Source organism: Psychrobacter proteolyticus, assembly GCF_038155145.1.
Lineage (GTDB): Bacteria > Pseudomonadota > Gammaproteobacteria > Pseudomonadales > Moraxellaceae > Psychrobacter > Psychrobacter proteolyticus_B.
In genome coordinates, this window is the sequence record NZ_JBAKAY010000001.1 from 299813 (window position 1) to 315461 (window position 15649).

Consider the following 15649-nt stretch of genomic DNA (forward strand, 5'->3'; position numbering starts at 1 on the left):
TAGAGAGTTGCCAATACTAGCCTTCAAGCTCACTCCAACGTTCAAGCTTATGCATCATCTCATCTTCGATGGTTAAAAGACGCTCACTAGCAGCTGTCGCCGCATCAAAGTCAGTATTGAACCAAGAGCCATCGGCCAGCTTTTCTTGCAATTGAACTTGTTCGGCTTCGAGTGCAGCAATTTCTTTTGGCAAGTTATCCAGTTCGCGTTGATCGTTATAATTTAGCTTTTTGACTGCCTTATTTGGTTTCGCTGCTGCGCCAGACTTATTTGTCGCTTTGTTGCTAGCTGCATTGTTGGCAGGTGCTTTTGCAGCACGGGATGCTTCTTCGCGGTTCTTTTGTACGAGGTACTCTTGATAACCACCTACATACTCATTGACCACTCCTTTACCATCTTCATCTTCGCCAAACACCCACGTAGAGGTAACGACATTGTCCATGAATGAGCGATCATGACTGATTAGCAAAATCGTACCACCAAAGCTGGCGACTGACTCTTCTAATAGCTCAAGTGTTGCCATATCCAAATCGTTGGTCGGCTCATCGAGTACCAAAATATTGGCAGGTTTCAATAACTGTTTGGCCAGTAGTACTCGGTTACGCTCACCACCAGACAGTGCTTTGACAGGTGTACGTGCGCGCTCTGGTGCAAATAAGAAATCTTGCAAGTAGCTCATGATGTGTGTTTTGCGACCGCCAACTTCGACAAAGTCAGAGCCTTCCGAAACGTTTTGCGCAACGCTTGCTTCAAGGTCTAACTGATCACGCAGCTGATCGAAGAATGCGATTTTCAGATTAGTACCTAATTCGACACTACCAGACTTGGTAACTTCATCATCAGACATATCGAGTAGGGCTTTAATAAGCGTAGTTTTGCCGGCACCGTTAGGGCCGACAATACCGATTTTATCGCCACGCATAATAGTGGTCGTAAAATCATCTACCAAGACGTTGCCGTCATATTCAAGATGTAAGTTTTTAACTTTACAGACAAGCTTACCGCTTTTCTCGCCTTGACCCATGGTGATGTTTACATTGCCCACTTGCTCACGGCGATCGCTACGCTCTTCACGTAAGGCTTTTAGTTCACGTACACGGCCTTCGTTACGAGTACGACGTGCTTTGATACCTTGGCGAATCCAAACTTCTTCTTGTGCCAGTTTTTTATCAAAGTTGGCATTGTTCTTTTCTTCAGCCTGTAACTGTAGCTCTTTTAGCTCTTGATAGCGTGCGTAACCACCTTCACCTTGTGTTACGTCATAGCTGGTCAATTGGCCGCGGTCAAGCTCAATAATGCGAGTCGATAGCTTATTTACGAATGCTCTATCATGAGTCACGAACAATAACGTCAAGCCTTGCCAATCAAGCAAAAAGCGCTCTAACCATTCGATACTTTCAACATCCAGATGGTTGGTTGGCTCATCTAGTAGTAGTACATCAGGCTTGGTAACTAGCGCACGAGCAAGTAACACGCGGCGCTTACGACCACCAGATAGAGATGATAAGTCGTCTTCTGGATTAAGGCCCATGGTCGTAATTAGACGCATGGCATCGCGTTCTAAGTCCCAACCATGTACCGCATCGATATCATGCTGTAGGGTCGCCATATGCTCACAGGCATCCATATCACCATTCGCGCACATATCGACTTGCTTATTATAGTTAATGAGCAAATCAGCCGTACGACGACTACCGCCCATAACGATGTCTAATATGCGACCACTGGTCTCGGGAACGTCTTGCTCTAGCATCGCTACACGCATGCTACTGTTGGTAATAATCTCGCCACTGTCAGGCTGCAATGAGCCATTGATCAGTTTAAACAAAGTAGATTTACCTTCGCCGTTTCGGCCAATCAAGCACACACGCTCGCCTGTATTGATAGAAAAATCAATACCATCAAGAACAGGCGCGACGCCAAAGGCTAAGTGAATGTCTTTTAAATGAATCAGTGCCATAGAGTATCTTAAGCTTATATAATAGTGAGGTAGGGGTTGTTGCAAAATTGCCTGCAGTATAACATGCCACCGCGTTACTGTAGTGCGAGTAAATAGTTTTATCAGTACTATTTATTGTTTTTACTAACTGCTCCTATTCCATGACTATGTTTGTAGATTTATCGCTAATTTACGGTACCCTTCAAACCCTTTAATAATCCATCCTTTCAATTTAATACTTACTATAATTTAGAGAAAAATATGAACCAACCTAAAATTACAGATGATACTTCTGATGTTCAAAATGATTTGCAAGCCCAAGTAGTCGATTTACAAATGAGCCTAGCGCACCTTGAAGTTACCGTCGAACGACTGGATGACGTAATCACGCGACAAGACAAAGATATTCATACGCTGCAACGTCAACTACAGCTGATTTATAAGCAAATTGAAGGTCAGGATACAGAAAGTGGTATTGCACCATTTGATGTAATGGCAGACAGACCACCACATTATTAATAAATATAATTTGAAAAGAAAGCATCTAATAGCGGAAAATATATACGTATTTTTATATATAGATACTGTCTGATGACTATGTGGTCATAACATAGAAATAATATGTTTTTGTAGTTGTTTTAGTGTTAAAAAGTCTTTACTATCTTCCACCTCGGATGCTGATTACCTATTAATTAATAATGGGTAAAACAGTAAAACAATGCGGATGTTTGGAGATATAAAATGCGCCACACCTTTCATTTAAAAACTCTTGCAGTAGCTGTTGCTACTCTTTCTGTTGCTAGTGTTGCTAGTGCTGCTGGCCTTGATCGCTCAGGTCAAGATATCACCGCATTCCTACAAGACGGCACTTATGCAGAAGCTGTCTACACTTATATCGATGCTGACGTTACTGGTAAAGATACCTCAGGTAATAAAATCGATGATATCGCAGAGTCTTATGATTTTTTCCGTTATGGTGTAAAAGCAGATATCAACGAAACCTTTAGCATTGGTGTTTTATATGATGAGCCTTTTGGCGCAGCAGCCGATTATAGTGGTGATAATAACTTTGTAGATGCAAACGGTGAAGGTACTAATGTAGAAGTACGTACTGAGAGCATTACAGGTATCCTAGGCGCTAAATTTGGCGAGAATAAGAATTTCCAAGTATATGGCGGCCCAGTCGCTCAGCGCGTTGAAGCTGATGTAAAGCTACGTGGTCCAGCTTATAGTATTGCTAATGGTTATACCGCTCACATCAGTGCTGATCAAGAGTATGGTTACCTCGCTGGTATTGCATATAGCAAGCCTGAAATCGCATTGAAAGCTGCTTTAACTTACCGCTCAGAAATTGAACATAATGCGCAATCAGCTGAAGTTTATCCAAACGCTGTTCTTTTTGGACTTCCAACAAATAGCGGTGAAAGTATTGAAGTTACTACACCCAAGTCAGTAAACTTCGATTTCCAGACAGGTATCAACTCAACGACCTTAGCGACTGCCAAAGTACGTTGGGTACCATGGAGTGACTTTGCGATTACACCATCATCGTACAATAACGTTAGTCAAGTATTAGCAACAATACCACAAGGCGCAGGTATTCCTGCTGAAGGCTTAGATTTAGTTAGCTATGATGATGACCAGTGGCAAGTAGAGCTAGGTCTTGCTAAGCGCCTAGCGCCAGCACTAGCAGTAAGTGGAACTGTTGGTTGGGATAGTGGTGCTGGTAATCCTGTTACCTCACTTGGGCCTACGGAAGGCTACTACAGTGCAGGCTTAGGCGCTAAATATAACGTTACTGAAAACTGGGCAATCTCAGCTGGTGGTAAATACTTATGGCTTGGTGATGCTGAAGGACAGATTCCAAGTAAAACAGTTGTGAGTGATTTTGAGAGCAACGACGGATTTGTACTTGGTGTAAAAGTTTCTTACCAAGCTCAGTAGTTCACAGCTTAGTTATATAGCAAATATTTTAAATGTTATTGATAGAAAAGCGATCCTTTAAGGGTCGCTTTTTTTATAAGCAGTATTATAGTCATAGTGAATCCGTTTTATCCTGAAGAAAAACTCTCCTGTGAACAAATGATTCTTTAGAAAATTCATATTTAAAAGTAGAAGTAAACGACATTGTTTGATTTATATCTTATTTGTACTGTTCAGTCATAATTGAGAAATAAAGCACTTTAATTGTTGTTTTAGTGTCAAAAAGGCATTAGTATTCAACTTAGGACACGACTTTGATACTCTCAATGTTAAGCGCAGCAATGCTATATATTGGTTATTAAAGTAGTAATACAACAAGGACCGTTGGAGATACACAATGCGCACTACCTTTCACTTGAAAACCCTTGCAGTAGCAATCGCTACTCTCTCTGTCGCTAGCATGACTAATGCTGCTGGTCTTGATCGTTCAGGCCAAGACGTCACTGCTTTCTTTCAAGATGGTACCTATGCAGAAGCTGCCTATACTTATATTGACGCCGACGTAAGCGGTTATGATACTGCTAATAGCGATCCTTATAGTAATGATTACGAACGTGGTAATAAGACGGGCGATATTGCTGAAGCTTATGATTTCTTTCGCTATGGCGTAAAAGCTGACATTAACGATACCTTTAGTGTTGGTATCTTATATGATGAGCCTTTCGGTGCAGCTGCTGAGTATACTCAAAGTAATTTTGTTGCAAGCGATAGTTTCGCTGAGTCTTTTGGTGAATTAGCAGCTGATGGAGTTGACCCACAGACTGCAGGTGCAATAGCAACTGCTGAAGCCACTACTGCTGGTGAAAATACCAATGTGGAGGTTCGTAGTCAAAGCCTAACGGGTATTCTTGGTATGAAGTTTGGTGCCAATAAAAACTTCCAAGTATATGGTGGTCCAGTTGCACAGCGTATCCAATCTACGACCAAGTTACGCGGCTTAGCTTATGGACCTGCTACCGGTTACACGTCAACCAGTAATCCTGATATGGAATATGGTTATATTGCAGGTTTGGCCTTCAGTAAGCCTGAGATTGCACTGAAAGCTGCATTGACTTATCGTTCTGAAATTGAACATGATGCGAATACTTCAGAGACTTATCCTATTAGAAGTATTGCATCGGGTGGAGCACTCTCAGATACACGAAGTGGTAAAATTGAAGTGACTACACCTCAATCAGTTAACTTTGACTTCCAGACAGGTATCAACCCTACAACACTAGCTACAGCGAAAGTACGCTGGGTTCCATGGAGTGACTTTGTATTAACCCCACCTTTATATAATGAAGTCAGTCAAGGTCGTTATCCGCCTAATGGTCTGAACTTGGTTGAATATAACGATGACCAATGGCAAGTAGAGCTAGGATTGGCTAAGCGTGTTGCTCCAGCGCTAGCGATCAGCGGTACGGTTGGTTGGGACAGTGGTACAGGTGATGAAACAACATCTTTGGGTCCTATTGATGGTTACTATAGCGTCGGTCTTGGTGCTAAATATAACGTCACGGAAAACTGGGCTATATCGGCAGGTGGTAAATACCTATGGTTCGGTGATGCAAAAGGTCAGTTACCTAGCGGCAAGCTCGTTGGTGATTTCCAAGACAATGACGGCTATATTGCTGGTGTGAAGGTATCTTACCAAGCAAGATAGTGTGGTTTAATGACTATTATGTAGTAAAAAAGCGACCTATGATGGGTCGCTTTTTTTATGGGCTTTCTATTAAGTATTCTATTATTAGTGTTCAAATATAGGTAGAACAGCAAAGGTTATCTATATAGTATTAATTTATATAGCATAGCTATATTTTATTTGCTTAGTTTAGCTCCGTATCCATGTATAACGCATATCCTTTGGATCAAGAGCAGATACGCACTTATACCTTACCGAATGAGCTGTTAATAACGTAGCATACTTAAGGTATACAAGGAAAAGATCTAAATAGGTAATCAAATGTGATATTAAGGAAAGAAGTATTGTTGATAAAGGCTTACTTCGTAAAAGTGAGCGGCAGTTGAACTGCCAAATAGGCTAGGATAATCTAGCGTAGTATATCCATCACAGAGCTATCAGATGCTACTATCTTTGTCCGTACAACTGTCTCATTTGTCATAATTTTTCTTGTTTTGATACTATAGTAGGTTAAATATACTAAGTCGTTACTCATAAAAAAACCTCGCCAATAATGACGAGGTTTTTTTATGGCAATAAACTTAAGACATTACGTAAACTTATTTGTTTAAGTTTAGCTCCATCTCTTTGTACTTAGCAGAAACTGAAGGTCTTGGGCCCCCAGTCATGATACTAACAGCAAAGATAGCAATAGTACTTAAGATAAAGCCTGGAACAATAGCATATAACCAGCTATTTAGTGCCATACCATCTACTTGGAAAGGCCCATAAATCCATAGGATAACAGTCAACGCACCAACAACCATACCGGCAACAGCACCATTACGGTTCATACCACGCCATGTCAGACTGAAAATAACCAATGGACCAAACGCTGCACCAAATCCTGCCCATGCATTAGAAACTAGGTTCAATACTGAGCTATCTGGGTTAGAAGCAAGCATAATGGCAACGATAGCGACGATGATCACTGAGATACGACCAACCAATACCTGACGAGCTTCTGGTGCATCTTTATCAAAGAATAGTTTGTATACATCTTTGGTTAGAGAGCTTGATACAACCAATAGCTGCGATGAGATAGTACTCATAATTGCCGCTAAAATAGCTGCTAATAGGAAACCTGAAACCAATGGATGGAACAAGAACTGAGTGAATACTAAGAATATAGTCTCAGGATCGTCCAGTGTCATCGCAGTTTTTTGTACGTAGGCACGACCAGCAAAACCAGTCATTAGTGAACCAATAAGGCTCACAACCATCCAGCTCATACCGATGTTACGTGCGGTCGGTACATCTCTCACTGAACGAATTGCCATAAAACGTACGATAATATGCGGTTGGCCAAAGTAACCTAAACCCCATGCCATTAACGAAATAATACCGATGACACTCATACCGCTAGTAACGTCTAAAAGGGTAGGGTCGATATTTCTGACGGCTTCTGTAGTGGCTGAAATACCACCAAGATCAGTAAAGGCAACGACAGGTACGATTACCATGGCAAACAGCATGATGACACCCTGTACGAAATCGGTCATAGATACTGCTAAGAAACCACCGAATAGCGTATAAGCCACAACCACACCAGCAGTAACCCATAAGCCAGTGCTATATGAGAGGTTAAGTGAGCTTTCGAAGAGTTTACCACCACCTACAAGACTTGCAGCGGTATAGACGGTAAAGAATAGAATGATGACCACTGCTGAGATGACGCGTAGCATATGCGACTTGTCTTCAAAGCGGTTGGCAAAATAATCGGGTAGGGTGATAGCGTTGTCAGCCACTTCGGTATAAACACGAAGGCGAGGTGCTACGATGAGATAGTTTAATAATGCACCTAATGTCAAACCAAGCGCAATCCAAATACTGACAACACCATCAGCAAACATATAACCAGGTAAGCCAAGTAGTAACCAACCTGACATATCTGATGCACCTGCAGAAAGTGCGGTTACTGCTGGGCCTAAGTTACGACCCCCTAACATATAGCCTTCAGTATCATTGGCTTGCTTAAAATAAGCGTAAACACCAATCCCAATCATCACTAAGAAATAGGCGCCGAGTGATATCAGCACGCCACTAGAAACTCCGTTCATATAAATTGTCCTTAACCAACATGGTTGGCTGTAATTATTTTTTAACTATAAAAGTTCTGTCCTACAAGGCGATGTCCAAAACAATATTTAAAGACAAAAAAAGCCATTAATTAAGACATAATGGCTTTTTTCAGTATCTTCTGTAGTTATATATGATTGATGTCGTTCTATGGCTAGCACTCATATAGAGATAGAGAACAATGGGAATTTCGCATTCCACTTATCTATTGTTATTGCTCGCATCTGCTATTTATATATGAGTATTAGCAACCTACACAATCAATCAAAACCATTAAACCTACTGTTAACCATCATATCTTACTAGAAGTATTCAATATATGACTATCAGTGTCCTTGTGGTAAATTTTTGTTATACAAACAACGTTAAGCGTATTATAACGCATGAGAGGTACAAATGCGAATAGGTAGAATTTATATATTGTTATAGTTAGCGAGTCTTATTCAATAGGAGCCAGTAAATCTAAGAGCGCGGTGACACTGCTAGATTGCGTAAGCTTTGGATTAATGACCACACCTAGATAACGCTGCAGCTCAATATTGTCTGCCATATCAATACGTTCCAAATCTTGGCTGACCATCGTTTGAGGCAGTACTGACCAGCCAAGACCGACAGACACCAGCATACGAATAGACTCAAGCGGGTTGGTGCTCATCGTGGCATAAGGCTTTAAGTTGTGCTTGGCAAATTCGGCCAAAGTAATCTGACTAGTAAAGGTATTGGCAGACGGTAGAATAGCAGGGTATCGGGCCAGCTGCTCTAAAGTGACATTTGATTTGGTTGCCAACGCTGATAGCGTACCAGTCATAAAGTAAAGAGGGTCTGACCATAGCGTATGATAGGTTAGCCGCTTGTCATAGACAGGTGGTAGCGTAACAAAGGCTAAAGACAAATCACCATCTAGTACTGCTTTGTGTGCTTTTTCAGAATCTACGAAGTGTACTTCTAACTGAACAGCTGGATAAGCTTGAATGAAGTGTTTCAGGACAGGTGCTAAATGATGTAGGCCAATATGATGGCTAGTACCAATGACTAACTTGCCAGAGACAATATGCTGAGAATGCTGCAAGTTGATTTTAAAATTCTCATAATCTTCTAGCCAACGCTTGGCATGAGGTAGCATTTCGCTGGCAGCTTGAGTAGGTACAATCCCGCGTCCTACCGTATCAAACAAGGTAATGTTAAACTCGTCTTCTAAGTTTTTGATACGTTTACTGACAGCAGGCTGCGTGATAAACAGCTTTTCTGCGGCACCTGAGATACTGCCAGTGTGCATAACGGTAACGAATGTCGTCAAGTTTGTGGTGTTCAAACGAATGTCCTTAGCTACTTTATGAGCTATAAATAAAAGTTGGCTGACCCAATCACAACGTATTAGAAATAAAAGTTTGCGTCTGGTTAAAAATCATCAATTATTATTATAGGATTTGCCTGCTATAATCACAAGACATCGAGGCGTATTGTGACATATTTATTCTAAAAAATTGGCTATTTGCCATTTAAAACGTATTTTAAGCGTTAATTTTAGTCATATGTTGGGTCTCATGAAGAAATAATATTTAAATCTTAGATACGACCGTAATTATTAAACATTATAGATAGACATAGCATTTACATAGAATCTTAGCTTGGCAATTTGCAAGTAAGTAAAAATTAATTAATTAGTAACCTATAAAGGATAGCAACATGGCTGGTCAAACGTTATATGACAAACTTTGGAACGCTCACGAAGTCACTAAGCGCGACGATGGTTCGAGCCTGATTTATATCGACCGCCACCTGTTGCATGAAGTGACGAGTCCGCAAGCATTTGAAGGGTTGGAGTTGGCAAATAGAGCGCCATGGCGTTTATCGGCCAACATTGCCAGTCCAGATCATAATGTGCCGACCGTCACCAAAGAGCGCTTGGAAGGGGTACCGGGGATTAAAGACAAGGTATCACGCTTGCAGGTTGTCACTTTGGACGATAATTGCACCAAGTTTGATATTGCTGAATTTACTATCAATGATGCGCGTCAAGGAATTTTGCACGTGGTCGGTCCAGAGCAAGGTTTGGTCTTGCCGGGTATGACGGTTGTTTGCGGTGACTCGCATACAGCGACCCATGGAGCACTTGGCTGTTTGGCTCATGGTATCGGAACCTCCGAAGTTGAGCATGTATTGGCAACGCAGTGTTTGATTCAAAAGAAATCAAAAAATATGCAAATCCGTGTCACTGGTCAACTTGGTGCTGGCGTTACTTCAAAAGATGTGGTGTTAGCTATTATTGCGAGGATTGGTACGGCAGGTGGTACAGGACACGCGATTGAATTTGCAGGTCAAGTGTTCGAAGACATGAGTATGGAAGGTCGTATGACCGTCTGTAACATGGCGATCGAAGCAGGTGCACGTGTCGGTATGGTTGCGGTCGATGACACGACGATTGACTATGTCAAAGGTCGTCCATATGCGCCAAACGAAGCACAATGGGAACAAGCGGAAGCCTATTGGCGTACACTATATTCAGACGATGACGCGGTATTTGATACTGTGGTAGAAATCGATGGCAGTCAGATCGCACCGCAGGTGTCTTGGGGTACATCGCCTGAGATGGTAGTAGATATCACGCAATCTGTACCAACACCAGATCAAGCCATTGATGAAGCTCAAGAAGAGGGCTGGTTACGTGCTTATACTTATATGGGGCTAGAGGCAGGTCAGAAAATTACGGATATCCAACTTGATCGTATATTTATCGGTTCATGTACCAATTCACGTATCGAAGATTTACGTGATGCGGCAGCGGTAATCAAAGGTCGCAAAGTTGCTGATAACGTAAAAGAAGCGATCGTTGTTGCAGGTTCTGGACAGGTGAAGTTGCAAGCAGAGGCTGAAGGATTGGATACGTTATTTACCGAAGCTGGTTTTGAATGGCGTGAGCCGGGTTGCTCAATGTGTCTGGCAATGAATGCAGACAAACTTGAGCCGCAAGAGCACTGTGCCTCAACGTCGAATCGTAATTTTGAAGGTCGTCAGGGTAATGGTGGTCGTACGCATTTGGTAAGCCCAGCAATGGCAGCTGCCGCCGCGTTGGCAGGACATTTTGTGGATGTTCGTACGTTTTAAGACTGATAGTAAGTAGCTGACATCATGCTTGTATGAACGATAAATATATGAGCATGGTGTCAAAGATGGTAAAAAATTATTTACTGTTTAATACGCTTATCAAAATCATCAGCCAGCAAAAATATAATTGATAGGAAATTTTATGCAAGCTTATAACACCCAAACAGGTATCGTTTGCCCGTTAGATCGCGCAAACGTCGATACCGACCAAATTATCGCAAAACAGTTTTTAAAGTCTATTAAACGTACAGGTTTTGGCGTAAATCTATTTGATGATTGGCGCTATCTTGACGAAGGTTATCCTGGTCAAGACAACAGTACACGAGTCATCAATCCAGACTTTGTATTGAATAAGCCACGTTATCAAGGCGCTACTATCTTGTTGGCACGCAGAAACTTTGGCTGTGGCTCTAGTCGTGAGCATGCACCTTGGGCGTTATCAGAGTATGGTTTCCGTACGGTAATTGCGCCTAGCTTTGCAGATATTTTCTATAATAACTGTTTCAAAAATGGCATGTTGCCGATTGTGTTGGATGAAGCGATTGTAGATACGTTAATGAAAGCAACGTTCGATAACGAAGGCTATGAGTTGACCGCGGATCTTGAGCGTCAAGTCGTTATCACACCAACTGGCGAAGAGTATGCCTTTGAAGTAGATGCCTTTCGCAAACATTGCTTATTAAACGGACTTGATGATATTGGTCTAACCTTGCAACAAAGTGATGCTATCAAAGATTACGAGCAACAAATGATGCAAAAAACACCGTGGATATTTAACGACGTAAGATCGTAGAAGGTCATTTTATAATCTACTGCTCATAAAACTATGAGTAGTCGCAACGCAGCGTTGAGTTATGGCGGTGAACTGTCTAAAATGAAGGGTAGTTTTTCACTACATTTTATTATCTCTCTTGAATAGTAGCCGCCATTATGAATACAAAACGTTATGCTCTATGGACAAGTACAATTGTTGCTGCAAGCTTATTATTGTCAGGCTGTCAGCTATTGACGGGCTATCAAAAAATAAATGAGGCAGAGAGTGCTGAAGCATGGGTGGGTAAAATCAAACCTATCGTTGGTGAAGTAAATATTGCATGTGTGGGTACATATCATTGCGAAATTGTGCAGATAGATAAAACGCTCATTATTGCGCCCAACAGTCACGAGCCAATCAATCCTCAGATTATGACAGCCTTACCACGTCAAGAAGGTATGGCAAAAACATCGATGAATATGGATATGACACCACTCGTCAATAAAAATGCCATAAAAGTTGTGCCGTTAGCACCTTCGAGTATGCCAGGATTGACCAACTATTATGCACGGGTCATGCCTGCCAAACACGAGGTACATGTGAATTTTTATCCAGAGAATAACATGGGCTATGTTGAGCGTTTTGCGATGATTCATGATTTCACTGAAGCAGGTACCTATCAGTTACGTGCTTATCAAAAGAAGAGCAGCGAAAAATCAGGCAGTCTATTGGACACAGCATCACCTGAGCCTTTATGTATTGAGCTATTGCAAGGTACTCAAGTACAGCGCCGATTCTGTAAGCAACTAGACGCTGAGCATCAAGGCGAGTTTGTAGAGACGGGTATGGCCAAAGCAGTGACATCAGCACCTAAAGTCAAAAAAATGGCAGTATAAAATATGAGTATAAAAAGCTCGAAAATATAATCAACCAATAAAAATATTTCCAAAAGGATCAGTATGGCAACGATTTTAACATTAGCGGGTGATGGTATTGGCCCTGAAATTATGACCCAAGCCATTGACGTGCTCAAGGCTGTCAATGATAAGTTTTCACTTGATTTAACGCTTGAGTATGGATTGATTGGCGGTATAGCTATTGATGCAACTGGTGAGCCTTTGCCAGATGAGACATTGGCTCGTGCTCGCGCCGCAGATGCCGTATTGCTAGGTGCAGTTGGTGGTCCTAAATGGGATGCAATCGAGCGTAGTAAACGCCCTGAACGTGGTCTATTGAAAATCCGTGGTGAGCTTGGTTTATTTGCCAACCTACGCGTAGCCAAGCTCTATCCACAGTTGGCTAATGCCTCAAGTATCAAACCTGAAATTATCTCAGGTTTAGATCTATTGATCGTTCGTGAGCTAACAGGCGGTATCTATTTTGGTGAGCCTCGTGGTATCCGCACATTAGAAAACGGTGAGCAGCAGGGCTATAACACGATGGTGTATAGCACAAGTGAGATTCAGCGCATTGGTAAAGTTGCCTTTGAATTAGCAAAAACGCGTGCGCAAGCAGCAGGCACAGCAGCTAAGGTATGTTCAGTTGATAAAGCTAATGTGTTAGAAGTCACCGAGCTGTGGAAACAGACGATGATCGAGATGCAGCAAGCTGACTATAGCGATGTGGCGCTATCACATATGTATGCTGACAATGCTTGCATGCAGTTGATTAAAAATCCTAAGCAGTTCGATGTTATGGTGACAGGTAATATGTTTGGCGATATTCTATCTGATGAAGCTGCGATGTTGACAGGCTCTATCGGTATGTTGCCATCAGCGAGCTTAGATGAGTCAGGTAAGGGCATGTATGAGCCGTGTCATGGTTCAGCACCTGATATCGCAGGACAAGATAAAGCCAACCCATTAGCGACTATCTTATCTGTTGCTATGATGCTGCGTTATACCTTTAAGCAAGAAGAAGCGGCACAAGCAATTGAGCAGGCAGTTAGTGATGTGCTTGATGATGGTCTACGTACGCTAGATATTTTAGATAGCAGTGAAGCTGGGCTTAAGCAGGTAGGCTGTAAAGAAATGGGTCAGGCGGTCTTAGCTAAATTGATATAAGTTAACTTGCGTTTAAAGGCTATTCTTATATAGCATTTTCCACAGTCTTATTTTGCGTGTTATATACCCATAAGCTACTAAGTGGCTTATGGGTTTCTTATTGTTTATCTGTTAGCAAAACTTATCTACAAGCATTGTCTTAACAGAGACGCTGTACAACAAAGCTCCTTTTAACACAAAGCTGTTATATGCTCACAAGGTAATATGACAATATTAGTAGCTTATAAAGGAGCTAAAATATTTTGCTTTTAGCAAAAGTAAAATATTCAAAATCTAGATGCCGAAGGTAAGTTCTAAAAATCCAAAAAACTGTAGTATTTGCAAACTTAAAACAAAAATAGAATTTCTTAAATGAGGAGTGTTAGATGTATCAATTAACAAGAATCAGTAAAGCATTGACAGTGGTTAGTCTCTCTAGCTTACTATTCATGGGGCAAAGCATCGCAGCAGAAACAACGGATAGTGTGAACGCAAATAGTAGCGTCAAGGCTCCGGCAGAAGTCAGTCCAGTGACTAATGGCGTAAGTCAAAAGTTAACAGGAGATAGTAAAGCTGCGACTTCATTGAATAAGCTATTGCCTACTATTAAATACACAACTGAGAACCTATCTGACAATGCGAAAAAGGTAAATAATGTCACTTGGACAATGGATGCAGATATCGATCGTAACGTAGGAACCAAGCTGCAGGCTCTATTAAACTGGCATCACAACGGAGTAGGGCCTGTCGATGGCTACTGGGGCAAAAATACTCGCAAAGCCATGCAGGCGTTCCAAAAAGCGAATGGTTTAGACGTAACCGATACGTTGAACAATGAGACGTGGCAAGCGCTGACCAAGAATGAGAATCTCACAACTCAACCAGTGCTAGTCAGCTATCAGCTCACTGAAGCAGATGTGAATGTCAAAACCACAACCATACCTGCTGATTCTGTTGCCAAATCCAAGCTTGAGGGAATGTACTACGAAAGCATTACTGAGGCGTTGGCAGAGAAGTTTCATATCAGTGAGAAATACTTAAAATCGCTTAATCCTGATGCCAGTTTTACTGCTGGTGAAATTATCACGGTATATAACCCTGGTAATCCTAATACCAAGCCTGTGCATCGTGTCGTCGCTGATAAAGCCACTGAAACACTCTACGCTTATGATGATAACAACAATTTGATCGCTAGCTATCCGACGACAGTGGGCAGTACAGCGACACCATCACCAACAGGTACGCATACTGTCAATGTAAAGGTGCACGAGCCCAACTATACTTATACGGCCAATGATGGCAGCAAGTTGATCATTCCACCAGGTCCTAACAATCCAGTGGGCTCAGTATGGATTGGACTTAGTAAACCAACTTATGGCATCCATGGATCACCAAATCCTGCTCGTATTAGTCGTCAAGCATCAGCAGGTTGTGTGCGTTTGACCAATTGGGATGCGCTTAGTTTGCTCGGAGTCATAAAAAACGGCGCAACTGTTGAATTTAGTTAAACGCGATAGTACTAAATCATAAAAAATGAACAAAAAAATACCGCTAAAATCTAGCGGTATTTTTTGTGGTAAGTAGAAACAGTCAATACTAAATAACTAAAATATTGATAGGCAATAATGAGCAGATTAGCATTTTCATTATTATTATCAGTTTCACTACCCAAGCGTCATATCAGCTATCAGCGATAACGTAGCTATTCGGCTATTGGCTGTATCTTACCAATGCTAATACTTTCATAACCCTATTGGTCAGTCAGTATTTAGTTTTTACCACGGTAGGTGATACGGCCTTTAGATAGGTCATAAGGCGTCATTTCAACTTTAACCTTATCACCTGTCAAGATACGAATATAATGCTTACGCATCTTACCAGAAATATGCGCGATGATTTCGTGCCCGTTTTCTAAACGAACTTTGAACAAAGTATTAGGAAGGGTATCAATGACTTCGCCTTCAAATTCAATAATATCGTCTTTTGCCATAATTTGTATCAATCAATTAAAAAATAAGCCCATATTATACGTAAGTTAGCGGATTAAAGCAATACGAACCTGCTTTTGACTTGACAGCATGTAA

12 protein-coding genes are annotated in these 15649 nt (G+C 41.5%); 8 read left to right on the forward strand and 4 right to left on the reverse strand.

Going from position 1 to position 15649, the window contains the following annotated elements; all coding sequences use genetic code 11:
- Positions 1–16: 16 nt before the first annotated feature.
- Complete coding sequence (locus V6252_RS01190; protein WP_341608949.1) at positions 17–1960, reverse strand: ATP-binding cassette domain-containing protein; 1944 nt, start codon at positions 1958–1960, stop codon at positions 17–19.
- Between the two features lie 240 nt (positions 1961–2200).
- On the opposite strand from V6252_RS01190, the gene V6252_RS01195 reads away from it, so the two are divergent.
- The 3 genes from V6252_RS01195 to V6252_RS01205 all read left to right on the forward strand — a co-directional run bounded on the left by V6252_RS01195 (position 2201) and on the right by V6252_RS01205 (position 5567).
- Complete coding sequence (locus V6252_RS01195) at positions 2201–2458, forward strand: SlyX family protein (protein WP_341608950.1); 258 nt, start codon at positions 2201–2203, stop codon at positions 2456–2458.
- 222 nt (positions 2459–2680) lie between these two features.
- Positions 2681–3883 (forward strand): OmpP1/FadL family transporter, encoded by a 1203-nt coding sequence (locus V6252_RS01200; protein ID WP_341608951.1) that lies wholly within the window; start codon positions 2681–2683, stop codon positions 3881–3883.
- A 376-nt stretch (positions 3884–4259) separates the two neighbouring features.
- Positions 4260–5567 carry an OmpP1/FadL family transporter gene (locus V6252_RS01205; protein ID WP_341608952.1) on the forward strand — a complete coding sequence of 436 codons (1308 nt, stop codon included), beginning with the start codon at positions 4260–4262 and terminating at the stop codon, positions 5565–5567.
- Positions 5568–6145: 578 nt separating this feature from the next.
- Here V6252_RS01205 and putP read toward each other — a convergent pair.
- Positions 6146–7645, reverse strand: coding sequence for a sodium/proline symporter PutP (gene putP / locus V6252_RS01210; RefSeq protein ID WP_160020915.1), 1500 nt, complete (start codon positions 7643–7645; stop codon positions 6146–6148).
- Positions 7646–8103: 458 nt separating this feature from the next.
- Positions 8104–8976 (reverse strand): LysR family transcriptional regulator, encoded by an 873-nt coding sequence (locus V6252_RS01215; RefSeq protein ID WP_057759318.1) that lies wholly within the window; start codon positions 8974–8976, stop codon positions 8104–8106.
- A gap of 374 nt (positions 8977–9350) precedes the next feature.
- On the opposite strand from V6252_RS01215, the gene leuC reads away from it, so the two are divergent.
- From leuC to V6252_RS01240, 5 genes are all read left to right on the forward strand, one after another.
- A complete protein-coding gene (gene leuC / locus V6252_RS01220) occupies positions 9351–10769 on the forward strand; it encodes a 3-isopropylmalate dehydratase large subunit (RefSeq protein WP_341608953.1) in 1419 nt (472 codons plus the stop codon).
- Between the two features lie 142 nt (positions 10770–10911).
- Entirely contained in the window at positions 10912–11562 is a 651-nt protein-coding gene (gene leuD / locus V6252_RS01225; RefSeq protein WP_341608954.1) for a 3-isopropylmalate dehydratase small subunit, read from the forward strand.
- 137 nt (positions 11563–11699) lie between these two features.
- Entirely contained in the window at positions 11700–12419 is a 720-nt protein-coding gene (locus V6252_RS01230) for a hypothetical protein (RefSeq protein ID WP_296207943.1), read from the forward strand.
- Positions 12420–12482: 63 nt separating this feature from the next.
- Positions 12483–13586: a 3-isopropylmalate dehydrogenase gene (gene leuB / locus V6252_RS01235; protein ID WP_341608955.1), complete on the forward strand. Its 1104-nt coding sequence runs from the start codon at positions 12483–12485 to the stop codon at positions 13584–13586.
- A 365-nt stretch (positions 13587–13951) separates the two neighbouring features.
- Complete coding sequence (locus tag V6252_RS01240; protein ID WP_341608956.1) at positions 13952–15073, forward strand: L,D-transpeptidase family protein; 1122 nt, start codon at positions 13952–13954, stop codon at positions 15071–15073.
- Positions 15074–15333: 260 nt separating this feature from the next.
- On the opposite strand, the gene infA is transcribed toward V6252_RS01240, so the two are convergent.
- A complete protein-coding gene (infA, locus tag V6252_RS01245) occupies positions 15334–15555 on the reverse strand; it encodes a translation initiation factor IF-1 (RefSeq protein ID WP_021814850.1) in 222 nt (73 codons plus the stop codon).
- Between the last annotated feature and the right edge of the window lie 94 nt (positions 15556–15649).

What these genes read in the sequence shown, in the direction of transcription:
- V6252_RS01190 (WP_341608949.1), bottom strand. Translation starts at nt 1,960, where the DNA reads ATGGCACTGATTCATTTAAAAGACATTCACTTAGCCTTTGGCGTCGCG.
- V6252_RS01195 (WP_341608950.1), top strand. Translation starts at nt 2,201, where the DNA reads ATGAACCAACCTAAAATTACAGATGATACTTCTGATGTTCAAAATGAT.
- V6252_RS01200 (WP_341608951.1), top strand. Translation starts at nt 2,681, where the DNA reads ATGCGCCACACCTTTCATTTAAAAACTCTTGCAGTAGCTGTTGCTACT.
- V6252_RS01205 (WP_341608952.1), top strand. Translation starts at nt 4,260, where the DNA reads ATGCGCACTACCTTTCACTTGAAAACCCTTGCAGTAGCAATCGCTACT.
- putP (WP_160020915.1), bottom strand. Translation starts at nt 7,645, where the DNA reads ATGAACGGAGTTTCTAGTGGCGTGCTGATATCACTCGGCGCCTATTTC.
- leuC (WP_341608953.1), top strand. Translation starts at nt 9,351, where the DNA reads ATGGCTGGTCAAACGTTATATGACAAACTTTGGAACGCTCACGAAGTC.
- leuD (WP_341608954.1), top strand. Translation starts at nt 10,912, where the DNA reads ATGCAAGCTTATAACACCCAAACAGGTATCGTTTGCCCGTTAGATCGC.
- V6252_RS01230 (WP_296207943.1), top strand. Translation starts at nt 11,700, where the DNA reads ATGAATACAAAACGTTATGCTCTATGGACAAGTACAATTGTTGCTGCA.
- leuB (WP_341608955.1), top strand. Translation starts at nt 12,483, where the DNA reads ATGGCAACGATTTTAACATTAGCGGGTGATGGTATTGGCCCTGAAATT.
- V6252_RS01240 (WP_341608956.1), top strand. Translation starts at nt 13,952, where the DNA reads ATGTATCAATTAACAAGAATCAGTAAAGCATTGACAGTGGTTAGTCTC.
- infA (WP_021814850.1), bottom strand. Translation starts at nt 15,555, where the DNA reads ATGGCAAAAGACGATATTATTGAATTTGAAGGCGAAGTCATTGATACC.